This is a genomic window from Streptomyces sp. NPDC086787, assembly GCF_044745865.1.
In the GTDB taxonomy this organism is placed as follows: Bacteria; Actinomycetota; Actinomycetes; order Streptomycetales; family Streptomycetaceae; genus Streptomyces.
The window spans coordinates 14,485-39,345 of record NZ_JBIVBC010000013.1 but is presented as its reverse complement, the minus strand read 5'-3'; the positions used below and the strand labels follow the sequence as shown (position 1 = coordinate 39,345).

The following is a 24,861-nucleotide window of genomic DNA, read 5'->3' as shown; positions in this document are numbered from 1 at the left end:
GACATGATCCGGAATTCCGGATCAACGGCAAGCCGCGAGCCGTAGACCGAGCGCGGCTGTACAAGCCGGTCGTGCTCGTCGCGGACGTGCAGACGTCCGTAGATCCTCGAACCGGCCACGAAGGGCTCACGAGCTGATGTTTCGTGCCTGCGGATTATGTACGGCTGGGCGTTGCGGGCGATGTCTTTACGCATACCTGACGCACGTTTGACGGACGCCGCCCGGAATTCCTGAGAGGGTGCCAGCTGGGCAAAGGGGTCTTCCGCTTTCGGCCCACCGCTCGCCTGCGCCCCCACTCCGAGGCAACGGCTGTGTTGCTCAGCGCATCAGTCAGGGCATGAGACAACATTTCCGGATGACGCTCCGTCTGGTGGCCTCACTCCTGCTCCTCGCCGGTGTCACTGCTGCGGGTGCACAAGCGCCCGCCGCGGCACAGGACGGTGGCAGCTCGGTCGCGGTTGCCGAATACGACCTCGGTGACGAGGCGTTCACCGATCCCCAGAGCGGCACGGTCAGCGAACTGCGCGCGGTCGTGCACTATCCCCGCCACCTGAAGGGCCGGCTCCCGCTGATCGTCATGGCGCACGGCTCGTGGTGGAGCTGCGACAGCCAGGAGGCCGGCACCTGGCCCTGTCCGGCCGGCTCGCATCCGTTCCCGAGCTACCGCGGCTACGACTACCTGGGGACAGCGCTGGCGGCCCGCGGCTTCGTGGTGGTGTCCATCAGCGCGGACGGCATCAACCAGACTTCCTTCGACTACGGCGACCGTGCGCGGTTGATCAACGAGCACCTGCGGCTCTGGCAGCAGCTGGCCGCCCACGGGCGCGGGCCCCTGGCCGGGCACTTCGTCGATCCGTCCGGACGGAGGGTCGCACCGGGCTTCACAGGTCACGTCGACATGACCCGCGTCGGCACCCTGGGGCACTCCCGCGGAGGAAAAGGCGTGATGTGGCAGGCATCCGACAAGCACCGCGCCGAATGGCCCACCGGTGTGCGCGTCCGGGCGGTCCTGGGGCTGGCCCCGGTCAAGTTCGACGATCCCGAGGGCGACCACAGTGACACGCTCATCACCCGGCTGCCGTTCAGCGTGGTCACCAGCACATGTGACGGCGCGGTCGGGGAGGCGGGCCAGCAGTACCTCGACGACGTCACCGGTCTGAACACCTCGACGGACTTCTCGGTGTCGCTGAAGGGGGCGAACCACAACTTCTACAACACGGCATGGACGCCGCCGTCACTGTTCGGCGAGGACGACAGCACCTGCCCCGCCCAGGAACTCGCCCCCGGCCGACAGCAGGACGCCCTCACCGCCTATGCGACCGCGTTCTACCGCTATGAGCTCTACGGTGACCGCATTGCCCTGCGTACTCTGACCGGCAATCGGCCTCTGCCCGGCGTGACCGCGACGACACGGGTGGTTCCGGCTCGCCGCTGACACCCCCGCGGCACCCTGGCCGGATTCCGGGAAGCGCGGCTCCCGGGTCCGGCCCCACAGTCGACCTGCGCCGGGCTGCGTGCGGCCCTGGACATGATTGCTGCGGCTCGGGCGGGTGCTCCTATCCCGCAATCCCCGGTGGATCAGCCCGCGGCGTCAGATGCGGTGCAAAGCGTGCATCGAACCGGTTGGTCAGCCGGGCCGACCAGCATGGCGTCGACCGTGCGGAGTGCCAGGCTTCGGGCGTTTCGGCTGGGACCATCACCGCGAGGCGGATGTAGGAGCCGCTCGGGAACGACGCGCCAGGACGAGGGTCTCGCGCGCGTCACCCACCCGCGCAGAGGATATTCTCCCCTGGTTCGATCACGAAGAGGTCCAAGGGGAGGGCCCATGGAGGGCCGTGCGGAGAGCACAGTGGGGGAGCGCGTCGAGCTGGAGTACCAGCTGACGCGCGAGGACATGAGACAGGCGCTCAAGGCGCGGGCCAAGGCGTCGGGCCGTGCCCGGCGGATGCGGGGGTTCGCTCTGCTCGGCGTGGCCGCGTTCGTAGGAGCGTCGGCGGCGTCGCTGGCGCAGGGTGAGGCTCCTGATACGCAATCGCTGATCATCGCGGGCATGCTCGTCGTGTCGCTCTGGGTGTTGCAGCCCTGGCTCATGGCCCGCCAGTTCCACAAAATCGCGTCCCGGAACGGGTCCTACCGCGCCACAGTCGACGACGCAGGTGTCACCGTCAGCAACACGGGCGGCTCCAGCCGGCTGAACTGGACCGCCGCCCCGCATTACGCCGAGACCCTCAATGCTTTCGTCCTGCTCAGCGGGGACAAGAACGTCTCGTGCCTCACCGTGCTGCCCAAGCGGGGTGTGCAGGAGCCGGGAGGCGTGGACGCTTTCCGGACCCTGCTGGACCGGCACATCCGCAGGCTCTGACATCCGAAGATGTCGCCGCGGCCTGACATCTGCACCGGCTTGTCCTGAGGGTGAGGGTGGTCTGACCTGCGCCGGCATGGTGAAACGCCAGTCAGGCCGACCGCGAGGCGCCACGCCGCTCGGAAATCCCGACGTACGAACGGCGTACGCGCGGATAAATCCGCTGCACGATCCCGGAACCTGTCGACCAGGCCGCCCGCCGCATGCGGCGAGGGAAGTCCGGCAACTTGGCGGCGGCCGCTGACACAGGCATACCGTGAATCGTCATTGAACGTCACGAAAGGACGTCAACCCGGAATCGTGTGGTTCAGGTCGATACGCTCGTCCTCGATCCGTACGGATGGGGGGAGTCGGCATGGCGCTTTTGCGTCGTGGCCTGCTGGTCGGGGCGGTCGTCGTAGTGGTGGGTCTGCTCGTGGCGGTGGTGCTGACCCGGCACGGGGGCGGTGCCGCCGACGGTGAGTCGAAGGGGAGCGGGCGGACTCCGAGGGCTGATTCGCACGAGCAGGCGCAGCAGGTCGCCGGTGCGCTGGAGAGGCTCTCCACCGATCCCTCCTCACTGGTCGCGGCCGGTGCCCGGACCGAGGTCGGTGGGCGCGCCGCCCGAGGCGTCCCCAAGGGGGCGAAGGTCACGCCCGAACCCGCGACGTGGGCGCCGGACGGCGTGGGGGGTGGGGTGATGACGGTGACCGTCGCGTCTCCGGGTCGGCCGGCGGTGAGTTACGCGGCGGTGATGGTGAACGAGAACGGCGCCTGGAAGGTCCTGGCCACCATGAAGCTGCCGGACGCGAGGGCCTCGGTGGCCACCCCGGCGGCGTCATGAGGTGCCGGTGGACCGGGCGGGCCGTGGTCGCCGCTGTCGCTCTCACGCTCCTTGCCAGTGGTCAACTCACCTTCAGGACGACCGCGTCCGCCGCGCCGGCCCGGAGCGCACCCGCCGAGTGGGGCGATCGGTGTGGGTCGGGGCGGCTCGGGCTGGACAAGGACACCGTCCAGCTCGCTCCGACCCTGCGCAAGGAGAAGAAGCCCGACGGATCCCCGGTCGCGTATTCCCCCGACACCCGAGGCACCTACACCCCGATCGTCATGGTGCACGGCTGGACCGGCAGCGACACCCACGACGACGCGGGGCAGGGCGCGTTCTCGCACCGCATCGACCTCACCGCCAACCGGCTGGGCAAGGTGAGCACCACCCGGTCGCTGATCGGGCAGTTCCAGTCGCTGCCCGGCGCGGCTGTCTTCACCTTCGACTACCACCCCTACTCGGCACGGTGGGTCGACGACCCCCATCTCGGGCCCGCGCTGGGCAAGGTCATCGACTGCCTCTACCGGGCCAGCGGCCAGAAAGTGATCGTCGTCGGGCACTCGATGGGCGGTCTCATCACGCGGTACGCGGCGACCCATCCAGGCGTGTCCGGCTCCGACCGGGCTGCCGAGATCAGCACCGTGGTGACCTTCGGGACCCCGCAGACCGGCTCGGTCGCGGCCCTGCTCAGCGAGGTCGGCCTGGACGCGGGAGCGGTGACGAACGAAGAGCTGGCCGTCGTACGGACGATCCTTGCCGCCTGTGGTCGGCTCACCGACGGCGACATCGCGACCGGAACGCTCTGCGACGGACTCCCCGCGCCGGTCAGGGCGTTCGAGTCGCACGCCGGACGGGCACTGCGCGCCGGGTCCGCGGAGCTGCGGGCGCTCAAGCCGTGGCCGAAGTCGATCGTCGTGGACGCGTTGGGCGGGCAGACCCGCTTCCAGGTCCCCGACATGGGGTGGTTCGCGCTGCCGTGGAGCACGAAGTCCGTGGATTCCGGAGATCTGATCGTGACGGCCGGCTCCGCGCTCCAGGGCGCCGACTCGACCAGGTTGCTCTCCTGCTCGTACCAGCTCAACGCGGTCCGCGGAGCGACGGACTCGGTGGCCCTCGCGTTCGGGCAGGCCAGCAAGGCCGATGTCGCCGACGTGCCGTTGAAGGCACTGTCCGGTCCGTGCTTCCACCCCGACCTCATGCGGAGCATCGAACTCACCAACGAGGCGCTGGGGGTGGTGTCGGACGACATCGAGTCCCGCCGGCCGGTGACGGCGGCGGGTCTGCTGTCCGCCCCCGTACCGGCGGCCTGTGGCCATCGGGCGGGGAAGCTCGTCGACGGCAGACTGCCGGGCATCCCCGAAGCGCACGGAGTGATGGGGCTCAGCTGGGTGGAGACCGATCGGCCCAGGTCGGACCTGCTCACGTTCGGGGACCTGGACGGGGACGGCACCGGCGACGCCGCCGCCACCCTCTTCTGCAACGCGGGAGGAGTGTCCTGGCCGGAGATCATCGCCTTCTACTCGCACGGTCCCGAGCTGATCGGGTCCGTGAGCCTGAGCGCCATCAATCTGCCCGGCCGCGGGCCCGGTGAGAACGCGTCGGTGCATCACCTGCGGTACGTCGACGGTGGTGTCGTCACCCAGTGGTCGACCCAGCAGGACGGCGACCCGGGTGCGAGCGCCACCCTCGACTACACCGCGACGCTGCGCTGGGACGGGCATGCCGTTGTCGCCTCCGGTCTCACCGCCACCACCGAGCGCGGCACCGTCGACCGCTTCCTCGGCGCTCTGCGCAAGCACGACACCGCCGCCGCGTCCGCACTGGCCGCGCCCGGCGTCGGCGCGGAGGCCGCGAACCAGTTCCGCTTCCATCCCGACGCGCTCGCCGGCACACCGACGTGCTACGGCCCGAACAGCGACTTCCCGCCGAACGCCGGGGGCCTCGGCACTGTCGGAGGACCGGAGTTCGTGGACGCCGAACGCTACTGTCTGCTGCCCACATCTGCCGCGGGTGGCGAGTACGTGGTGCTCGGCATGTCGAAGACCGGATTCCAGCGCTGGCGGGTCTCCTCGTTCAACGTGGTCTGATCCCCGGCCCGTATGACGTCGGCTCGATGGACGGGGATATGGAGAACCCTGGCCGAGCCTTTGCCGACAGGCGGGTCCCCGTGACCGCGTTGTTGGTTAGGGTGACCCACAACTGAGGCCTGCTGATGGGGAGTTGAGGCAGCCTGGTGGCAGCCGCGAGGTCACGTCGGCAGGAGGAGGTGCGTCGTATCCGTCGGATGGTCAGCGAGCACCGCAGGCCGACCGAACGCGGTGGGCGTGCGACCGGGCGGCCGGTGGCCGCGGTGTTGCCTCCGTCGCTGCGCGGGTGGCTCGGGTCGATCGCGGTCCTCGCCGTGCTGGTGGTCGTCGTGCTGGGGGTCCGGTTCGCCGACGAAGGCGAGCCCGGCCCGCTGGACGCGCACATCTCGGACGCGGTGTACGGCGTCGGACCGCCGTGGCGGCAGGTCGCTCTGGCCATGGACTTCCTGGGGGAGCCCGGGGGAGCGGCGATGCTGATCGTGGCCGTGGTGACGGGCTGCCTGCTGCATCGGCGTCCCCGCTCCGCGGTGCTCGCCGTCGCCGGGGCCGGTGCGGCCGTGGGCACGGCGACGCTGCTCAAGTCCGTGGTGGGACGCACCATCCACGACGGGAGCCTGTCCTATCCGAGCGGGCACACCGCCTTCGCCACCTCGCTCGCCCTCGTGGTGGCGCTGCTCACGACCGACCGACTCGGCCTCGGCGCCGCGGCGGGCACGTTGCTCGTGCTCGCCGCGGCGCTGGCTGCTGGCGCCGCCATGGGCTGGGCGCAGGTCGCCCTGGGCGCGCACTACCCGACCGACGCCCTCGGCGGCTGGTGCACCGCGCTGGCGGTGATACCGGCGATGGCGTGGCTGGTCGACCGGACGGCCGACCGGTTGCCCGACCGGAAGACCGACGCCGGTCGGCGGGAGCGCCGCTGATGTCACCCCATCTCAGGTCACGACAAGCGGCGGAACACCGGCTTCACCGGGCGTCCGCCGAGCCAGGGGGTGGGGTCGGCGGCGTCGAGTGCCTTCCGGTACACCGCACATGCCTGGGCCACCACGTCGACGGTGTGATCGATGTCGGCCTCGTCGAGCGCGCTGCTCACCACGAACGACGGGGCCAGTACCCCGCCCGCGAGCAGCCCGCGCAGGAACAGGGTGCGGTACTCCTGCGACGGCTGCCGGTTCTCGTCGAGGGTGGCGAAGACCAGGTTGCTGGCCCGGCCCCGGACGACGACGTGGTCGCCGACGCCCATGGCGGCCGCGACCTCCCGGACACCGGCGGCCAACCGCTCGCCGAGGGCGTGCAGCCGCGCCGTGACGCCCTCTTCGCCGTAGGTGGTGAGCACGGCCATCGCGGCGGCCAGGGAGTGCGTCTCCGCACCGTGCGTGGTGGACAGCAGGAACACCCGGTCGCCGGAGTGACGCAGCCCGCCCCGCTCCATCAGGTCGCGGCGCCCGGCCAGCGCGGCGACGGCGAATCCGTTGCCCAGCGCCTTGCCGAACGTGGAGAGGTCGGGGACGACGCCGTACAGGCCCTGCGCGCCCGCCTCGGACCAGCGGAGGCCGGTGATCATCTCATCGAAGACCAGTACGCAGCCGTGCCGGTCGGCCAGCTCACGCAGGCCGGCGAGGTACCCCGGCGGCGGCTCGGTGTGGGTGGCGGGTTCGAGGATCAGGCAGGCGATCTCGCCCTGGTACCGGGTGAGCAGTTCCTCGGTGGCGGCCAGGTCCCCGTAGGGGAACGCCACGGTGAGCTCGTTGGTCTCCGCCGGAATGCCGGCGGACATCGGCGTGGTGCCGATGAACCAGTCGTCGACGGAGAAGAACGGATGGTCGGCGCAGATGGCCACCCGGGGGCGCCCGGTGGCGGCGCGGGCGAGGCGCACCGCGGCGGTGGTGGCGTCGGAGCCGTTCTTCGCGAACTTCACCATCTCGGCGGTCGGCACCGTGGCCAGGAAGCGTTCCGCGGCTTCGACCTCCACGATGGACGGCCGTACGAAGTTGCTGCCGCGGTCGAGTTCCCGCCGCACCGCCTCGATCACGCGTGGATGGGCGTGGCCGAGGCTGACCGACCGCAGGCCGGAGCCGTACTCGATGTAGCGGTTGCCGTCGACGTCCCACACATGGGCACCGCGGCCGTGGCTGATGACCGGGGCCAGGTTCTCGGGGTACTGGTCGTCGCCCTTGGCATAGGTGTGCGCGCCCCCGGGGATCATGGCGTGCAGCCGCTCGTTCGCCGTCCGTGAGCGGGGCAGGGAGAGTTCTTGGATTTCTTCGGTGGGCACGCCGACCTCAACTTTCCTTGTGCTGCAGGACCTTGGCGAGGCTCGGCGCCTCCCGGTCCCGTTGGGACATCGATGTGACTGGCAGCGGCCAGGGAATGGCGAGCTCCGGGTCGTCGAAGGCGATCGTCACGTCCTCGGCCGGATCGTGCGGGCGGTCGATCCGGTACGAGGTGTCGGCGGTCTCGGTCAGCGCCTGGAAGCCGTGCGCGCACCCCGCCGGGATGTACAGGGTCACCTGTGTCTCGCCGGACAGCTCGAAGAAGGCCCGGTTGCGGTAGGTCGGCGAGTCCGGCCGCAGATCCACGACGACGTCGAAGATCCTCCCGTACGAGCACCGCACCAGCTTGGCCTCGCCGGCGCCGGAGCGCAGGTGCAGGCCGCGCAGCACGCCCCGGACCGAGCGGGACAGGCTGTCCTGGACGAAGGCGTCCGGGTCGAGGCCCACCGAGCGGACCACGTCGGTGTCGAAGGTGCGGCAGAAGAAGCCGCGTTCGTCGGCGTACGGCGTCGGCTCGAAGAGGTACGCGCCGTTGATCTCCGGGACTTCGATCGCCTTCATGGAGCCTTCCGCAGGGTGTGGGTGGGGTCGGACGCCGGGAACAGGACCGCGGTCAAGGAGCTGAACTGGTGCTCCAGCCGCCGGGCGGCCGCCTGGTTCCGCTCGGTGAGGGTCTGCCGCAGCTCGGCCGAATGCTTCTCCAGCTCACGGAACTGCTCCAGCAGCCGGTCGGCGTCGACCTCGCGCGCCGGATGGCGGTAGGCACCGAGGCCCATCTCCGTCATGAGCTCGTCGCTCTTCGCCGCGTAGCAGAGAGCGAGCACCGGCGTACCGGTCTTCAGCGCGCAGATCAGGTTGTGATACCGGACCGCCACCACGGTCTCGGCAGCGGCCATCTCGTTCATCAGGTCGTCCAGTGACGCCGGTTCGGCAGCGGTGACCAGCGGCGAGTCCACCGCGTCGAGGATCGCCGCGACCACCGACGCGTCGCACGTGTCGCCGGTGAGCAGCCGGACGGCCCTGCCCTCCTCGACCAGCGCGCGGACGAACCGGATCGTCCCGTCGAGGTAGCGCCGGTATATCTCGTCGGCGCGGGCGCGATCGTCGTTGCCGCCGTGGAAGTCCATGACACCGAGGCAGACCGGGCCCGGCGCGGCCGACGGGACCGGGGAGCCGCTCGACCGTGGCGTCGGCAGGGAGAACGCGAGGTCCGGGTAGACCTCGTCCCGCGCGGTGTCCACGCCCATCGCCCGCATCGCGTCGCGGGACTGCGCGTCCCGGTACGACCGGTAGGCGGCCAGCCGGGCCGACCAGCGCACCAGCGCCCGGGTCGGCCGGTTGCCGATCGTCGCGGCGCCGACGCTGACCAGCGCAATCCGGGTGCCCAGGAGCCGGCCACTCGCGCAGAGCAGGAACAGCGAGTACGGGAAGCCCCACGGCCGCAGCGGCAGCGTGGCCTCCAGGACGCCCATGCCCGGCACGATCACCACGTCGTGCCGGCGCACCCAGGCGGCGGTGCGGAAGACGTCGACGAGCTTGCCCAGCCCCTTCCCCGCGACCGCGCCCGCACGCGACGCGGTCCGGTACTCCCCGCGGTACCAGTGCAGCCGCGTCGCGGGGATCCCGAACCGGGCCGTCACGGCCCCGGGTCCGCCGCACAGGGCGTCCACGACCGCCTCCGGGTGATCGGCGCGGAGATACCCGAGGACGGCTTCGAGCGAACCGTCGTTGCCGAGGTTCCCTGAGCCGAGCAGGCCGAACACCCCGACGCGCACCGGGGCCCTGTCCGCGGCCGTCATGCCTGCCTCCCCTCGCGGCCGGCGACGAGGGCGTCGACGGAGACCGTGAGCAGGCCCGGATCCACCGGGGCGCGGTCCTCGACCCGCTCACCGGCGCCCGGCCGTACCCGGCTGGTCATCCACGCGGCCAGGTGGCGGTAGCACGCGCGCCGGTCGGCCGCGGACAACGGAGCCCGCCGGATCGCCGCGACGAAGCCCCACATGTACTCGGCGAGCAGCCGGGGCGTCGGGTGCAGCGGACCTGCCCGGCGCGGGTCCAGGTTGACGCACCGGGAGCGCTTGGAAGGGTTCGCCCGCTCGGCTCGGGTGGGGTGGTCGCGGCGGAAGTACAGCAGCTCCGGAACCTGGTGGAAGGGCCCGTGCAGGGTGATCTCGGCGACGTACGTGCGGTCCGCGTGGTGGTAGCTGTCCATCGGCTTCACCCGGCGCAGCACGTCGGTCCGCATCACCCCGTAGAAGTCGTCGCCGCCCGGCTCGAACAGCAGACTGCGGAAGCGCTCCGGGGCGTTCGGGGAGTCGGTGGCGAGCGTGTACTCGTAGGGGACCTTCACCTGGCCGTCGCTGTCGATGACCGCCTGGCCGGTGTGCGCGAGGATCATGTCCGGCCGCTCGTCCAGCGCCTCCACGCAGCGCCGCAGGAGGTCCCGGCCGTACAGGTCGTCGTGCGAGGCCCACTTGAAGAGTTCGCCGCGGGACTCGGCCAACACGTGGTTGTGGTTCGGCGTGGCTCCGATGTTCCGGGACAGCCGGAGGCAGCGGATGCGGGAGTCCTTCGCGGCGTACTTGCGGCAGATCTCCTGGGTCCCGTCGGTCGAGGCGTTGTCGGAGATGACCAGCTCGAAGTCCTCGTAGGTCTGGCCGAGCAGGGCGTCGAGCGACTCGGCCAGGTACTCCTCGCCGTTGTACACGGGCAGGCCGATGCTCAGCCTGGGTCGGTCGGTCATGCGGTCCTCACTTCGGGAATGGAATTGCGGCGGCGCTCGCGCAGGGCGGACCGCAGTTGCAGCCACCACACGGCCGAGCCGCTGATGGTCGCGGCGGCGACGCCCCAGGCCGAGCCGACCGTGCCGGCGACTGCCGCACCGCCGAGTCCGCCGCCGACGTAGCAGGCGGAGGCGAACAGCTGGCAGCGCAGGCTGCGCCGGGCCGCGCCGAGCGCGCGCAGCCCGGCCGCCGCGCCGGTACCGAGACCCGCGCCCGCGACGCCGAGGGTGATCTGCACGATGAGTTGCGAGGAGGAGTGCCAGACGTCGCCGAGCACCAGCTCGCCCAGTCGGCCGGGCATCAGCAGCAGCGCCGCGCCCCAGAGCAGCGCGCCGACGGCCTGCGCCCCGCCGAGGAGGAGGCAGAACCTGCCCAGTTGGTGCGGGGCCCGCCGCAACACCCGTGCCGCCTCCGGGACGGTGACCAGCGACAGCCCCATGAGCACCGCCAGGAACGGGCCGAGCAGGAGCTCGGCGCCCCGCACCGCACCCACCGCGCCGACCCCGACGATCGCGCCGAGCCCGTACGCCCTCAGCTGGCTCGCGCCACTGAGGCTGACGTTCTCGACCAGGTACCGGTAGCCGAGATCGCGCTGCTCGCGAAGCCAGCCGCGCGCCTCGGCCGTCCGGGGCCGGATGCCGGACTGGACGTAGCCGTACCCCGCCGCCACCGTGGCGGACGCGCCCCAGGCCAGCACGAAGGCGGCCACGCTGCCCACTCGGGCCGCAACCACCATGGCAGGGACGAGCGCGACACCCCACACGACGTCGTTGACGAACGCCTTCCGCCCGGCGCCCGCGGCGAAGAACGAGAACCGCCAGGCGTCCTGGAGCAGCAGCCCCGGCATCATCACACCGAGGGCGGCGAAGGCGGGCCCCACGCGGCCACCGAGGCCGAGACCGGCCACCAGGCACACCGTGCCGATGGCCGTGCCCACGCCGAGTGCGGTGCCCGTCGACCGAGCCACCGCCCCGCGCCAGGCCGCGTTCGGCGCGCCGCTGAAGCGCACCGTGAGCGGATCGGTGGCCAGCCCGCGGGAGACGTTGAGCACCACGCCGTACGTCACCCAGGCGAGGCTGAACACGCCGAACGCGGTCACCCCCAGCGAGCGGGCCACGTAGATGCCCACCACGAAGTTGCTCACGCTGGAGGCCGCCTGGTCGGCCAGGCCCCAGGACAGCCGGCCGACCATGGCCCGCTTGGCGGTCCGCCGGGTGGCACCGGCCGGTGCCACCGGTGCCGTCGTCTTCTCCCCCTCGGTGGTCATCGCGTCATGCCTTGATCAGTTCGGCGCCGCACAGGGCGTCGGCCGCTGCGGCGACGGTGTCGAACGGCAGCCGGGACCGCTCGGCGACGTCCAGCAGACTGTGCTCGCCGTCGGAGAGGCTGAGCACCCAGAGCATGGCCATCTGGGCCTGCTTCGCGTCGCTGCGGCCGCCGAGCGAGTCGTACAACCCGCGTCGCCCCAGCTGCGGTTCGCCATACGGGCTGAGATTGACGTACCGCCGGTTGCGGTCCAGGACGCCGAATGCCTCACGGCAGACGGCGAGGGTGTCCGCCATCGCCTCCGGGGAGACGAAGTCCGGGTTGTCCGCCGAGGTGTGGTACTCGGGATATCCGGCGTACGGGGTCCGGCTGAGCGAGCCCACGCCGAGGTCGAATCCGGGGGAGCAGAACTGCCGCTCGTCGTAGCCGTACGGCGTGAACTCGGTGATGCGGTGCGGGCGTTCGGAGGTGTCCAGCACATTCCGCAGCACCCGGTCGATCTCCGCGTCGCCGCGTCTGCTCTGTTTGTACGTCAGTTGGCCCCGGTCCCCGGCGCAGGCCAGCACCAGCCCGTGCCTGACCCGGTCGATCCGCTCCGCGTTGCGGGCCAGCCAGGTGATCGCCCCGATGGTGCCGGGCGCGAACAGGAACCGGTAGGTGTAGTAAGGCCTCTGCTCCGCCAGCGCCCGGGCCAGGTACGTCGCCACCGCGATGCCGGCCAGGTTGTCGTTGGCCAGCGACGGGTGGCAGACGTGGCAGGAGACGATCACCTCGTCGGTGACCTGTCCGGGGACCACGTGCTCGGCGTAGGTGAGGTGGCCGTCGGCGAGCGTGGAGTCGATACGCACCTCGTACTCGCCGTCCGGCAGCGCGTCCAGGGTCTCCTGGGCCAGGCAGAACCCCCACTCCGGCTTGTAGTAGCTGGTGCGGTACGGCACCCAGGACGGGTGGTCCGGCAGGGTGTGCAGGTGTCCGCGCAGCTCCGCCAGCGGCATGGTCGCCGACACCGGAACGCTGTAGCCGAGCACGTGCAGGCTGGACGCGGCGAAGTCGACGACCCGCCTGCCGGTGGAGTCGGCGACGTACGCGTCCCGGATGTTCCACTCCTGCGGCACCGTCCAGTCGAGCACCTGGGTCCCCGTCGGCACCTCGTGGACCCGCAGCGGGATGTACTCGCCGACGATGTCGAGAGTGGCGCGGACACCGTCTCCGGTGATGCTCCGGCACAACGGGTACAACCGCTTGACCAGCGCGTGCATCTCCTCGCCGGTCGTCGTCATCGGCGCCACCGCAGGGTGTCGTCGACGGTGCCGGCGTCGGACGCCGAGCGCAGCACGGCCAGCCGGGTGAAGCGACGCTCGAAGTCCTCCCGGGTCAGGCCGTACTTCCGGTAGTTGTCGGCGAGTTCGAGCGCGCCCTGCTTCACCGTCCACTCGCAGTCGAAGCCGGGCACCGCGGCGCGGAACCGGGAGAAGTCCACCCGGTACGACCGCGGGTCGGCGCCGGTCTCCCCGGTGATCACCACCTTCGAACCGGACACCGCCTCGGCGACCTGCTCGGCGATCTCGGCGACCGTGACGTTGTTGAACTCGCTGCCGATGTTGAACGCCCGGTCGTGCACCGCTTCCCGCGGCGCCTCCAGCGCGGCCGTGAAGGCACGTGCGATGTCGGCGGCGTGCACCAGCGGGCGCCAGGGGGTGCCGTCGGAGAGCACCAGGACCTCGCCGGACAGCAGCGCGTGGCCCACCAGGTTGTTCAGCACGATGTCGGCGCGCAGCCGGGGTGAGTAGCCGAAGGCGGTGGCGTTGCGCATGAACACCGGGCTGAAGTCGCCGTCGGCGAGCGCGTGCAGGTCGTCCTCCACGCGCACCTTGGACTCCGCGTACGGTGTCACCGGCCGCAGCGGCGCGTCCTCGGACACCAGGTCGTCACCGCCGGCGGCGCCGTAGACCGAGCATGTCGACGCGTACAGGAAGCGCCGCACTCCGGCCTCACGGGCCAGCCGGGCCAGCCGCACCGACGCGTGGTGGTTGATGTCGTAGGTGAGCTCGGGCGCCAGCGATCCCAGCGGGTCGTTGGACAGCGCGGCCAGGTGGATCACGGCGTCGACCCCGGCCACGTGTTCGGCCGTGACGTCACGCAGGTCCACCTGGTGCCCCGGCGGGTCCGCGGGCGACGGGCCAAGCACGCAGTCGGCGAACAGGCCGGCGTCGAGGCCGACGACCTCGTGTCCGGCGGCCGTGAGTACGGGGGCCATGACGGAGCCCAGGTAGCCCTGGTGTCCGGTCAGCAGTACGCGCAAGGTTCATTCCCCCAGGTCGAGAGTGAGTTTGGTGACGGCGAACGCCTCGGCGTAGCGCGCGTTGCTTTCGATGCCGCGGATCCGGGCCAGCCCGAGGAAGGCCTCGCGGTCGTACCAGGGCCGGTGCCGCTGCGAGGGGTAGTGCTCCTGCAGCAGCCGCACCTTCCGTTCCGCGATCTCCGGCGACAGCGGCTGGTACACCGACGGACGGCCGAGATCACCGTCCCACTTGACGATCTCGTAGCCGAGCACCAGGTGGTCGCGGAACGCGGTGGTCATCAGCTTCGCCAGACCGCGGTGATCCTGGTGCGCGTCATCGGTACGCGGGGCGAGGACGAGATCCGGATCGGTCTGCCCGCGCAGCTCCTCGACCGCGGACTTGGCCTCGTCCCAGTGCGCGGGCAGACGCCCGTCCGGCAGCTTGTGCACGGTCAGCCGCAGATCGGCGCCCGGGCAGAAGGCGGCGAGCGCGGCCTGCTCCTCCTGCTCACGCTCGCTGCCACCACCGGACAGGACCAGCACGTCGACGCGGATGCCCGGTCGCGCGAGGCACATCGTCAGCAGCGTGCCGCCCGCGCCGATGGCAATGTCGTCGCAGTGCGCGCCCACCGCGACGATCCTGCCCAGGCGCTCGGCCCCCAGGCGGATCACGCGGTCCCCGTCCCGGCGCCGGCCCGGCTTCCGGTCGCGCCCGCCCCCGCGCCGCCGTGTTCCCACACGGCCCACGGGCGGTCGCCCCGGGTGTAGGCGTCGTCGAGCGCGGCACGCTCCTTCACGGTGTCGGTCGGCTTCCAGAAGCCGCGGTGCTGGTGTGCCACCAGCCTTCCGCGCTTGGCCAGTTGGGCACAGCCGTCGGCGACCAGGTCCCCGTTCTCCGGGATGTGGTCGAAGACCTCCTGGCGCAGCACGAAGTAGCCGCCGTTCTCCCACAGCGGCATGTCACTCACCGCGGTGATGCCCCCCACCAGGCCGTCCTCGCCCAGGTCCACGCAGTGGAACGAGGACTGCGGCGGCACCACCATCATCGACGCACCGGCGTCGCGCTGGGCGAACCGGTCGATCATCTCGGGCAGCGGGGCGTCGGTGAGCACGTCGGCGTAGTTGGCGAGGAACATCTCGTCGCCGTCCAGGTGGTGCCGCACCCGGCGCAGCCGCTCCCCGATCGGCGACTCGATGCCGGTCTGCGCGAACGTGATCGTCCAGGAGGCGATGTCGGTGGACAGCAGCTCCGTCCGCCCGCCCCGCAGCACGAAGTCGTTGGACGTCGTCTCCTCGTAGTTGAGGAAGAAGTTCTTGATGTGGTGTGCCCCGTACCCGAGGCACAGGATGAACTCCGTGTGCCCGAAGTGCGCGTAGTAGCGCATGACGTGCCAGATCAGCGGACGCGGGCCGACCATCGCCATCGGCTTGGGCACGTCGTCTGCGGCACCGCTCCGCATCCGCATCCCGTAACCGCCGCAGAACAGGACGACCTTCATGCCTTGACCTCGACAATGCTCAGTTCCGGTATGGGGAAGACCAGTCGGCCGCCCCAGTCGTGCACGAACGACAGCTGCTCGACCAGCTCGGCCCGCAGGTTCCACGGCAGGACGAGGACGTAGTCCGGTTTGTCGACGGCTATCTGCTCGGGCGGCAGGATCGGGATACGGGTGCCCGGGGTGAACCGGCCGTGCTTGTAGGGGTTGCGGTCGACCGTGTACGGCAGCAGGTCGGGCCGGATACCGCAGTGGTTGAGCAGGGTGTTGCCCTTGCCCGGGGCGCCGTAGCCGACGACCGTCTCGCCGCGCTCGGCCGCCTCGATGAGGAACCGCAGCAGGTCCCGGCGCACCTTGGCCACCCGGGCGGAGAACTCGGTGTACCCGGACAGCTCCTGCAGCCCGGCGGCCTTCTCCCGGGCCAGCACGTCGGCCACCCGCTGCGTCGGCTCGCCCGCCACCTCGGCCGGCCGGGCCCACAGCCGGATGGAGCCGCCGTGCGTGGGCAGCAGCTCGACGTCCACGAGGGTGAGTCCGCCGCTCGCCAGCGCCCGGATCGCGGAGGCGACCGTGTAGTACTGGAAGTGCTCGTGGTAGATCGTGTCGTACTGGTTCTCCTCGATCAGGGTCAGCAGGTGCTGCACCTCGATGGAGACCCAGCCGTCGTCGGCGACCAGGGCGCGCAGCCCCTGCGTGAACCCGACCACGTCGGGGATGTGCGCGTACACGTTGTTGGCCACGACCAGGTTCGCCGCGCCGTGCTCGGCGCGGACGTCGGCGCCGGTGGCCGGGTCGAGGAACCTCGTGAGCGTGGGCACACCCGCGTCCCGCGCCGCGGCGCCGACGTTCACCGAGGGCTCGATGCCGAGGCAGCGGATCCCCCGGTCCACCACGTGCCTCAGCAGATAACCGTCGTTGCTCGCGACCTCGACCACGAAGGCGTCGGAGCCGAGCCCCACCCGCTGTACGGCGTCGGCGACGAACGTGCGCGCGTGCTCCACCCAGGAGGTCGAGTAGGAGGAGAAGTACGCGTACTCGCTGAACGTCTCCTCCGGTGTGATCAGCGGAGGTATCTGCGCGAGCCAGCAGTCGGTGCAGACCCGCAGATGCAGCGGGTACGCCGGTTCCGGCTGGTCCAGTTGGTCCGCGGCGAGAAAGCTCTCGCACGGCGGGGTCGCCCCCAGATCGACGACGCTCGCCAGCGTCGCCGAGCCGCACAGTCGGCATCGTGTCATCTGCTGCCCCCATCCCTGCTCGCGCGGGACCCCCACCGCGAGCCAGTGTTTCCGTTCCCCACCGGCGGCGGGCCGTCCCCGCCGCCTGACCGTCCCGCGATCGCGGTGCGGTACCCCTCCACCAGGCGCTCAAGGCCGACGGCCGGGCTGAAGCCCTGCTCGTAACGGCGCCGGGCCGCCTGGCCCATCTCCCGGTTGCGGTCCTGTTCGACCGCGATCCGGCGTATGTGGGACGCGAGCGAGGCGGACTCGCCCGGCCGGTGCAGCAGCCCGGTCACCCCGTCCTCGACGAGTTCGACGAAGGCGCCGTGACCGGCGGCGACGGTGGGCACCCCGGCCGCCATCGCCTCCACGACCACCAGCCCGAACGCCTCCAGCCACGTCGACGGAGCCACCACCGCGACCGACCGCGCGATGGCCTGCCGGCACTGCTCCGTGTCGTAGAGGCCGACGTAGCGGACGTCGTCCCGGCCCGCCGCCCAGGCGGTCACCTCCGCCTCCAGCGGCCCCGTACCGGCGATCACGAGCGGGACGCCCACCCCGCCGCCGGCGGCGAGTTCGTCCCACGCGGCCATGAGCAGCCGTACGCCCTTGGCCTCCGCGAGGCGGCCGAGATAGAGCACGTGCTCACCGTCGTCCGTCCGGCGCGTGCCCGGGTCGGGCACGAAGTTGTGCTTCACCGCCAGCCGCTCGGCCGGCATCCCCGAGCGCACCAGCACGTCGCGCTGGGCCTCGGAGATGCAGAAGAACCGCTCCACACCGGTCCACCACCGCCGCCGGTTGACCGACATGCTGACCGCGAGCGGCACCGTCGCCAGCCGGGAGTTGCGGTAACAGCCGTGCCGGACGGCGGGCAGCGGCGTGGCGCCGACGCACTCGGTGCACGGCCGGCCGTCGCGTTGCAATGTGCCGGGCGGGCAGACCTGGGTGTAGTTGTGCAGCGTGGCGACGGCGGGCACACCGGCGTCGGCGCAGGCGGCCAGCACCGCCGGCGACAGGAGCGGGAAGACGTTGTGGATGTGCACCACGTCCGGCCGCTCGGTGCGCAGCCGGTCGGCGAGTTCCCTGCGCACCGCCGGGTTCCACGGCACCAGGAGCGGCACCGCGACCTTGCCCGGCAGGGACCGGGCGGCGATGTCGTCGCTGCGCCGCTCGAACAACTCGACCTGGTGGCCGGCCGCGCGCAGCAGCGCCACCTCCTGGTCGACGACCTTGTTCTCCCCGCTGGGCTGCGCCGAGGCGTAGCGGTTGTGTACCACCAGAACGCGAATGCTGTGCATGTTCAGGTCACGTCCGATCTCTGGGCCCATCGCGGGACGCGTCGTCGAGGAACCTCGGGCGCCGGGAGGGGAGCGGCCGGGGCAGGTGTCGCCAGCAGCGAGGCGGCCACGGCCAGGTGCAGCAGATACGGCGAGGCGTCGCCCAGTCCGGCCTCGGTGTACGAGGCGATCGCGCAGTAGCTGATCAGGAAGATCGCGCAGGCCCTCGACAGCGACGGTGGCCGCAGCAACGCGACGCCGCCCAGCACGACGATGATCGCCGCCACCAGGCCGACGCCGGTCACTCCCTGCTCGTTGTAGACGGCCAGCCAGCTGTTGTCGATCGGCAGACCGCCGAACGACTTGTCGCCCAGGCCCATGCCGAACAGGTACTCCGTGGTCGTCCGCGGTGCCGCCAGCAGGGCGTCCCAGACCTTGGCGCGACCGGTGAGACTGGTGAAGTTCTCCTGGCTCTGCCCGCGCAGGAACCACGCCTGCAGCGCGGAGGCGAACCCCACCGCGGCCACGACGGCGCACAGCACCGCCCAGGCGAAGAACCGGCGGGCGGCGGCGCTGGTCAGGATGAGCGAGCCGATCGCCAGCGCCAGCCCGACGAGCAGGCCGAGCGTGGCCGTCCGGGTATGGGTCAGGGCGAGCAGGACGAGTGAGGGCACGATGACCAGCGCCGCGCTGGTGCCGTCGGCCCGGTGGTCCAGAACGAGCAGCACGGTGAGTCCGATGATCACCGCGGCGTACTGTCCGATCTGCGGCGGGGTGAGCGGCCACAACGCGCCGACCAGCCGCCCGCCGTAGAGGTCGGGCAGCGCCGCGCCCGGTGAGATGACCAGGCCGGCGGCCACCGACCCGAGCACCGCGAAGTACATCCGGATGTGGTGCCGGACGAAGGTGAGGCCGCCGTCCCACCAGCGGCTGAGCAGCCACAGTGTGCCGACGAAGAGAGCCAGCCGGGCGCAGCGGAACAGCGCGCCGAACCCGGACTCCAGGTTCGCGCTGGAGATCACGCTCGGCACCAGCAGCAGGGTGAGCAGGAGGACGTAGGCGCTGGGTCGGATGCGCAGCCGGAGATTGACCATGAGCGCCAGCGCGAACGCGGCGACCAGCGACCCCATGGTGGCCATCTGGATGAGGGAGCGGGGCAGCGGGACGATGGTCTTCGCTCCAGCGGAGCCGAGCGTGTTGAGGATCAGCAGCCCCCAGGCCGCCCCGACGATCCTCGGCGAGTGGTCCGTGTGGTCGGGGCTCATCTCAACCACCGCCCTGTGCACGGAAGGTGCTGCCCGCGTCCTGCTGGTACGGCGTGCCCTGCCACTGCGTGAAGTCGAGTATCCGGCTCGGGTCGTGGGCGACGAACTTCCATGGGCCGACGTAGGCGTTGTCGTGCCAGCGGTTGTGCTGCCTGCCGGTGATCGCCTCGGCCACTCGCTCGCCCTGGTACGGCGACCAGTCCGGATAGGTGCCGTAGTTGGCCAGCACCGCCATGCGGTCGCACTTCACCGTGCAGCCGACGACGGACTTGTCCAGCACGAAGCGGTTGCCGTGGATGTCCACCCGCTGGGTCTTCCAACGGCAGTCGGCGTAGAGCGGTGCGGTGGCGATCGCCGGCCGTGCGCAGCGGCCGGTGTTCTTCACCAGCAACGTGCAGTCACCGGACGAGGTGTTGGCCGGGCTGTTGCAGAACCGGTCGGCGTTCTCCCACAGAGTGATCCCGGACCAGTTGTTCTCCAGCACGTTCCGATAGATCTCGATCTTGTCCGTGCGGGCCGGGACCCGTGGTTCGCCGCCGGACTCGGACAGGTAGACGGTCGCGAACGGGAAGTTGTCGCCGCGGTCGGCGTACTTGCGGCCCTCGACCCAGTTGTTCCGCCTGATCGTGTTCCTCCGGATGACCGCGTTGTAGCTGGTCTCGTAGATCAGCGCGGCACCGTCGTTGGCCTCGAGGACGTTGTCCTCGATGCGGAAGTCGTTGTTGTTGGTGTCCGCCCACAACCCGGCTCCGCGGTTGTCGTGCACCCAGTTGCGGAGTACGTCGGCGCCGTTGACGGCCCAGAACTTGACGCCTCCGGTGCAGCCGCAGCCCGGCTGCCGCCGTTCCCAGTCGTCCCTGTTGTTGCCCACGATCTCGTTGCCCTCGACCAGCAGGCCGCTGATGGGGCCGTTGGCCTTGTAGGCGTTCATGCCGTACTGACCGTTGCCGCGCAGGCAGCTGGCGCGGACGCGCTGGCGGGCCCCGGCCATCAGCCCGGCGCCGGAGTTGTACTGGATAGTCGCGTGCTCGATCACCCACCCGTCGGCCGAGTCGTGGTTGACCACGCCCTCGTCGCGCGGCGCGACGAATCCCTGCACGGTCAGGTGGCGGATGGTGACGTCGCGGGCGGTGCCGCCGAACGCGTACTGGTTGGTCTTCCGGCCGTCGAGCACCGCGCCCGGCGCGCCGAGGTAGATGTCCCCCTCCTTGGGGACGACCTGGGCGTAGCGGTCCGGTTCGAGCCGGTGCCTGCCCGGCCGAAGCCAGAACGTGGTGTGCGGGGGGCTGCTCTTGGTCTTCGCGGCCAGGTCACCGGTGACCGTGGGGTCGACCGTCACCGCGCCGGCCGGCGCCTTCGCCGGCCCGGCCGCGGGTTGGGCGCACACCCGGGCCACGGACGTGGGCGGCGCGGCGGTCGGTTTCGGCCGCGTGCCCGGCGTGCTCTCACAGCCGGTCGTCGCGGACAGGGCCAGCACCAGCAGTGCCGCCGGTAACGCCCAGTGCCGCCACTTGAATCCCCCACGCGCGGTCGCCGCGCGGCGGGTGCTCCTTCCTCCACGAAGATCCATCACAGGCCCCTAGCCGCGGAACCTGAGTACGGTGGTGAACTCGCCCGACGGCGCGGTGCCGTCGACGAAGCCGGTGCCGACCAGCGTTGTGGCGGGTTCCTTGCGGCCGAAACCGGGGGAGTACCAGCCCAGCGGCGGCTCGCTCTCGCCGCGGTGCGCCCGCCAGGTCAGCTGCCCGGGCAGGTCGAGCGTCGCGGAGCGGTCCTCGCCGTCCCGGGTCCAGGTGAGCTGGGCCCGGTTGTCCACCAGGTCCGCGGCGATCGCCGGGCCGAGGTGGAACGCCAGGCGCACGGCCCGGCGCGGGCCGCGCACCTCGTCGACCACTCTCAGCTCCTGGCTCGCGGCCGTCAGCTCCACCCGGCGGCGGTGCAAGGAGCCCTGGTAGCCGTCGTGTTCGGCGCACCAGCGGACCGCTCCCACGTCGGAGGCGTCGGACGGGTCCGCGACCAGGACGCTGCTGCGGGCATGCCGGGTCCACAGGAACGGGCCGCCGGAGACGGACTGGTCGTCCCCGTCCAACTGCAGGGTGTTGTGGCCGAGCGTCGACCGGAAGTACTGCCGCCACTCGGGCTGCCCGTGGTAGCAGAACGTACCCGGGTCGGCGAGCACGTCGACCCCGTCGTGCCGGACCTCCACGGACAGCGCGTCCGCGTGGGCGTGCGCGGCGATGGACAGGAATCCGTGCGGACCACCGTCGCAGCGGCACCAGATCTCCTCCGGACCGCGCAGGATGGTCATGCCCGCGTCGGCGAAATGGGCCGGCCGACTCGCCGGGCGGGACACGGCCGGCGCCGTTCCGTTCTTCGGGTACGACCGGATGAGCGCGGCCAGCAGCGGGGTGCGCACATCGGTGCCGGTCACCGTCGGCCACCAGGCGAGCCGGCCGAACACGGCGTCCCCGGTGGCCAGCAGCGAGGCCCAGCGGTCGGTGCCCGTGCCGTCCACGACCAGCCCGTGCCCGTCGTCCGCGTCCCCCTGGCGCGGCGGCCGCAGCCGGTTGTCCACGATGGCCGCGAGCGCGTCGGTCATCCGCAGCAGCACCAGCCGGATCGACGCGGGGACCGGCACGCCGGCGGTGTCCGCCTCGGCCACCGCGGCCAGGCCGAGTTCCAGCACCAGTCCGTGGTACTCGGTGGCCAGCTCGCGGTTGAGGCCGGAGGCGAAGGTGTTGCCCCGCAACTGCCGCTCCAGCGACCGCAGCGCGTCGGCCCGCCAGCGTGCCGAGGCGGGGAACCACCCGAACGCACAGGCCGCGGCGAACTGCCCGGCGGCCTCGGCGATGACGTGGTTGTTCGCCGAAGACCCCCGGCTGGGGAAGGCGGCCAGCCAGCGCTGGTGGTGCCAGATCTGGCGGAGTGCCACCGGGTTGCCCTCGAACAGCCCGGCCGCGCCCGGCCAGCCGTCGAGCAGCCGGCGGATCCACACCCAGGACAGCAGCCGGATCCCCAGCTCGATGCCGCTGGTCCAGTGCACTCCGCGCAGCGGCGCGTTGGCCGCCCACCACGAGCGCAGATGCCCGGCCACCCGCTCGGCGTACCGCTCGTCCCCGGTGACCGCGTAGGCGGCGGCGAGCACGGTCAGGTACTGGTGCCGGGACAGCTCCCAGATCTGCTTGATGTCCCCGACCGCGTCCTCGTTCCGGTACGGCACGTCGAAGGCGTAGCCCCACGGCGCCCGGCGCCCGGTCTTCGGGTCGTAGCACCAGTCCGGGTCGGCCAGGTCGTCGCGGCCCACCCCGAAGTACTCGGCGTGCCCGGCCATCAGCCGGTCCGCCTCGGCGATGAGACGCTTCGCGGCGTCCGGTGGCACCGCGGCGATCGTCCCCGCGGGCAGTACGGCGGTGAACCGGGCGCCGGTCACGCTCGGGCCGTCCGGCGGGGCCGACCGCCACCGCCGCCTGCGCACCGCGTCGCCCACCCGGCCGCCGACCTCCCGCGGACCCATCCGGGACAGCCGCCGCAGGTACCAGCCCGCACCCCCCGCGCTCACCGTCATCGCGCCCTCGCCAACGTCACCGGCGCGCCGCCGGCCAGACCGGCCTGTACGGCGAGGGTGGCCGCCGTGGTCGCGACCAGCGACTCCAGCGGCACCGGCATCGGGCCGCCGGTCCGCACGGCCCTGATGAACGCGGCCAGTTCTGCGGACTGGCCCTTGTCCCGGGCCTTGGGCAGCCGCGAACTGACCCACCGCCTACGGCCGTAGACCGAGGCGCGGACGAAGTCGTCGAGCCGCAGCGCGCGGCCGTCCGCGACCAGGTCCAGCGTCTCCTTGGGGAAGCCGGCCGGGCCGGTGGTGACATAGCTGATGGTGGCCGTGGACCCGTCCGGGTAGTGCAGCACGACCTGGAGGTCGTCGTTGCCGGACGTGGCGGTCGCGTACACCGAGACCGGGTCGGCCTCCAGCAGCCAGCTCGCCGTGTCGATGAAGTGTCCGCCCTCACCGGCGAACCGCGAGCCCTCGGTGCCCTGTTGGAGGTACCAGCTGCCGTGTTGCAGCCGGCCCGCGTTGACCAGGTAGCGAAGGCTCGCCGGACCGGTCCGGGTGCCGAACCGCTTCCTGGCCTCCTGCAGCAGCGGCGCGAACCGGCGGTTGAAGCCCACCTGCAGCCGGTCGTTGCCGGATTCCTCGACCGCCGCGAGCACGCCGGCCAGCTCGTTCTCGGTGAGTGCCAGCGGCTTCTCCACGAACACCGTCTTGCCGGCCAGCAGCGCCTGCCGGGTCAGTTCGGCGTGCGAGCTGTGCCGGGTGACGACGAACACCGCGTCGATGGACTTGTCCCCGAGCACGGCATCGAGATCGGTGGTCGCCTCGGCGAAGCCGAACTTCCGCTTCGCGTTGGCCGCGGACAGCGCCGTCGTGGTGACGACCGTGGACAACTCGACGCCGTCGCGCTGTGCCAGGTGCGGCAGCAGCATCGACGTCGCGTAGTTTCCCGCGCCCACGAACGCCAGCCGCACCGGCGCCTTCGCGGCCCGGGCCGGGGCGGAGGTCCCGCCGCCGCGTCGCACCGCGGGCACGGCCACCACCGGGGCGGCCTCCGCCTCCGTGGCGTGTGCCTGGTACCGGAACAGCACGGCCACGGCCTTCAGATCGCCGTCCTTCAGGCGCTGGTACGTCTCGACGGCGGCGTCGAAGTCGGCGACGTGGGAGACCAGGGGCTCCACGTCGACGCTGCCGCGGGCGAGGAGATCGAGGAAGCACGCCAGGTTGCGGCGCTCGGTCCAGCGCACGTAGCCGATCGGGTAGTCCCGGCCTTCGAGCTCGTACTCCGGGTCGTAGCGCCCGGGGCCGTACGAGCGGGAGAACCGGACGTCGAGCTCCTTCTCGTAGTACGCGTTCCACGGCAGGTCCAGTCGGCACTTGCCGATGTCGACGACCCGGCCGCGGTCCCGGCAGAGCCGCGCGGCCAGCTCGACGGGCTGGTTGCTGCCGCCACCGGCGGCCAGGTACACCTGGTCCACGCCATGACCGCCGGTGAGTTCGGCGACGGCGGCCTCCACGGCCGCGGACGCGGGATCGCCGCAGGCGGCGGCGCCCAGACGCTCGGCGAGCTCGCAGCGCGCCGGGTCGGGGTCGACCCCGACGACGCGGACTCCCGCGGCACCGAGGAGCTGCACCACGAGCTGCCCGATCAGCCCGAGGCCGATGACCAGCGCCACCTCGCCGAGCTGCGGCTCGCCCTGGCGGACGCCCTGCATCGCGATCGACCCGACGGTGCCGAAGGCCGCGTGCCGCGGCGCGAGGCCGTCCGGCACCGGGGTGTAGAGGTTCTTCGGCACCCAGTTCAACTCGGCGTGCAGCGCGTGCTCGTTGCCGGCGCAGGACACGAGGTCGCCGACCTTCACGTCGTCGATCCCGGCGCCGACCTGCTCGACCACCCCGCACAGCGAGTAGCCGAGCGGCGTGTACGAGTCCAGCTTGCCCATCACCTTGCGGTAAGTGGCGGGCACTCCGTTGGTGGCCACGCTCTGCATGACCTTGGCCACCTGGTCCGGCCGGGAGCGGGCCTTGCCCAGCATCGACATGCCGGCCTCGGACACCTTCATGAGCTCGGTCCCGGTGGATATCAGCGAGTAGGCGGTGCGGACCAGCACACCGCCCGGCTTGCACCCCGGCACCGGTACGTCGAGCACCGCAAGCTCGCCGCTCTTGTAGTTCTGCACTACCTGTTTCACCCGAAGT

General features: G+C 71.5%; 20 protein-coding genes. 5 read left to right on the top strand and 15 right to left on the bottom strand.

The features are described from left to right. Nucleotides 1-355: 355 nt before the first annotated feature. From ACIPK3_RS26095 to ACIPK3_RS26075, 5 genes are all read left to right on the top strand, one after another. On the top strand, nucleotides 356-1,435 hold the full coding sequence (locus tag ACIPK3_RS26095; protein ID WP_402573375.1) for an alpha/beta hydrolase: 1,080 nt from the start codon (nucleotides 356-358) through the stop codon (nucleotides 1,433-1,435). A 390-nt stretch (nucleotides 1,436-1,825) separates the two neighbouring features. Further along, on the top strand, nucleotides 1,826-2,362 hold the full coding sequence (locus tag ACIPK3_RS26090; RefSeq protein ID WP_402573373.1) for a YcxB family protein: 537 nt from the start codon (nucleotides 1,826-1,828) through the stop codon (nucleotides 2,360-2,362). A gap of 355 nt (nucleotides 2,363-2,717) precedes the next feature. After that, nucleotides 2,718-3,185: a hypothetical protein gene (locus ACIPK3_RS26085; protein ID WP_402573371.1), complete on the top strand. Its 468-nt coding sequence runs from the start codon at nucleotides 2,718-2,720 to the stop codon at nucleotides 3,183-3,185. Between the two features lie 23 nt (nucleotides 3,186-3,208). Then, on the top strand, nucleotides 3,209-5,254 hold the full coding sequence (locus ACIPK3_RS26080) for an esterase/lipase family protein (RefSeq protein ID WP_402573370.1): 2,046 nt from the start codon (nucleotides 3,209-3,211) through the stop codon (nucleotides 5,252-5,254). Between the two features lie 197 nt (nucleotides 5,255-5,451). Beyond that, nucleotides 5,452-6,174: a phosphatase PAP2 family protein gene (locus tag ACIPK3_RS26075; protein WP_402573595.1), complete on the top strand. Its 723-nt coding sequence runs from the start codon at nucleotides 5,452-5,454 to the stop codon at nucleotides 6,172-6,174. 17 nt (nucleotides 6,175-6,191) lie between these two features. On the opposite strand, the gene ACIPK3_RS26070 is transcribed toward ACIPK3_RS26075, so the two are convergent. From ACIPK3_RS26070 to ACIPK3_RS26000, 15 genes are read right to left on the bottom strand one after another with little or no spacing between them, the layout of a single operon-like run. Next, complete coding sequence (locus ACIPK3_RS26070) at nucleotides 6,192-7,526, bottom strand: glutamate-1-semialdehyde 2,1-aminomutase (RefSeq protein ID WP_402573368.1); 1,335 nt, start codon at nucleotides 7,524-7,526, stop codon at nucleotides 6,192-6,194. Nucleotides 7,527-7,533: 7 nt separating this feature from the next. Next, nucleotides 7,534-8,085: a dTDP-4-dehydrorhamnose 3,5-epimerase gene (gene rfbC, locus ACIPK3_RS26065; protein ID WP_402573366.1), complete on the bottom strand. Its 552-nt coding sequence runs from the start codon at nucleotides 8,083-8,085 to the stop codon at nucleotides 7,534-7,536. Beyond that, entirely contained in the window at nucleotides 8,082-9,323 is a 1,242-nt protein-coding gene (locus tag ACIPK3_RS26060) for a polysaccharide pyruvyl transferase family protein (protein WP_402573364.1), read from the bottom strand. Before ACIPK3_RS26060 ends, rfbC begins: the two co-directional genes overlap by 4 nt. After that, entirely contained in the window at nucleotides 9,320-10,267 is a 948-nt protein-coding gene (locus ACIPK3_RS26055) for a glycosyltransferase family 2 protein (protein WP_402573362.1), read from the bottom strand. The genes ACIPK3_RS26060 and ACIPK3_RS26055 overlap by 4 nt, the downstream gene beginning before the upstream one ends. Then, nucleotides 10,264-11,574 (bottom strand): hypothetical protein, encoded by a 1,311-nt coding sequence (locus ACIPK3_RS26050; RefSeq protein WP_402573360.1) that lies wholly within the window; start codon nucleotides 11,572-11,574, stop codon nucleotides 10,264-10,266. Before ACIPK3_RS26050 ends, ACIPK3_RS26055 begins: the two co-directional genes overlap by 4 nt. Before the next feature lie 4 nt (nucleotides 11,575-11,578). Then, nucleotides 11,579-12,862, bottom strand: a complete 1,284-nt coding sequence (locus tag ACIPK3_RS26045; protein ID WP_402573359.1) for a DUF4910 domain-containing protein — start codon at nucleotides 12,860-12,862, stop codon at nucleotides 11,579-11,581. Then, complete coding sequence (locus tag ACIPK3_RS26040) at nucleotides 12,850-13,875, bottom strand: NAD-dependent epimerase/dehydratase family protein (RefSeq protein ID WP_402573358.1); 1,026 nt, start codon at nucleotides 13,873-13,875, stop codon at nucleotides 12,850-12,852. Before ACIPK3_RS26040 ends, ACIPK3_RS26045 begins: the two co-directional genes overlap by 13 nt. A gap of 3 nt (nucleotides 13,876-13,878) precedes the next feature. Beyond that, the gene (locus ACIPK3_RS26035; RefSeq protein ID WP_402573356.1) at nucleotides 13,879-14,526 is read right to left on the bottom strand and encodes a PIG-L deacetylase family protein; all 648 of its coding nucleotides are present in this window, start codon (nucleotides 14,524-14,526) and stop codon (nucleotides 13,879-13,881) included. Continuing rightward, the gene (locus ACIPK3_RS26030; RefSeq protein ID WP_402573354.1) at nucleotides 14,523-15,353 is read right to left on the bottom strand and encodes a glucose-1-phosphate cytidylyltransferase; all 831 of its coding nucleotides are present in this window, start codon (nucleotides 15,351-15,353) and stop codon (nucleotides 14,523-14,525) included. Before ACIPK3_RS26030 ends, ACIPK3_RS26035 begins: the two co-directional genes overlap by 4 nt. Beyond that, on the bottom strand, nucleotides 15,350-16,585 hold the full coding sequence (locus ACIPK3_RS26025; RefSeq protein ID WP_402573352.1) for a class I SAM-dependent methyltransferase: 1,236 nt from the start codon (nucleotides 16,583-16,585) through the stop codon (nucleotides 15,350-15,352). The genes ACIPK3_RS26030 and ACIPK3_RS26025 overlap by 4 nt, the downstream gene beginning before the upstream one ends. Beyond that, the gene (locus ACIPK3_RS26020; RefSeq protein WP_402573593.1) at nucleotides 16,582-17,856 is read right to left on the bottom strand and encodes a glycosyltransferase; all 1,275 of its coding nucleotides are present in this window, start codon (nucleotides 17,854-17,856) and stop codon (nucleotides 16,582-16,584) included. The genes ACIPK3_RS26025 and ACIPK3_RS26020 overlap by 4 nt, the downstream gene beginning before the upstream one ends. An 11-nt stretch (nucleotides 17,857-17,867) precedes the next feature. After that, nucleotides 17,868-19,109: an O-antigen ligase domain-containing protein gene (locus ACIPK3_RS26015; RefSeq protein WP_402573351.1), complete on the bottom strand. Its 1,242-nt coding sequence runs from the start codon at nucleotides 19,107-19,109 to the stop codon at nucleotides 17,868-17,870. A 1-nt stretch (nucleotide 19,110) separates the two neighbouring features. Continuing rightward, complete coding sequence (locus ACIPK3_RS26010; protein ID WP_402573349.1) at nucleotides 19,111-20,679, bottom strand: right-handed parallel beta-helix repeat-containing protein; 1,569 nt, start codon at nucleotides 20,677-20,679, stop codon at nucleotides 19,111-19,113. Between the two features lie 9 nt (nucleotides 20,680-20,688). Further along, nucleotides 20,689-22,674: an alginate lyase family protein gene (locus ACIPK3_RS26005; protein WP_402573347.1), complete on the bottom strand. Its 1,986-nt coding sequence runs from the start codon at nucleotides 22,672-22,674 to the stop codon at nucleotides 20,689-20,691. Beyond that, entirely contained in the window at nucleotides 22,671-24,854 is a 2,184-nt protein-coding gene (locus tag ACIPK3_RS26000; protein ID WP_402573345.1) for a bi-domain-containing oxidoreductase, read from the bottom strand. Before ACIPK3_RS26000 ends, ACIPK3_RS26005 begins: the two co-directional genes overlap by 4 nt. Nucleotides 24,855-24,861 lie beyond the last annotated feature (7 nt).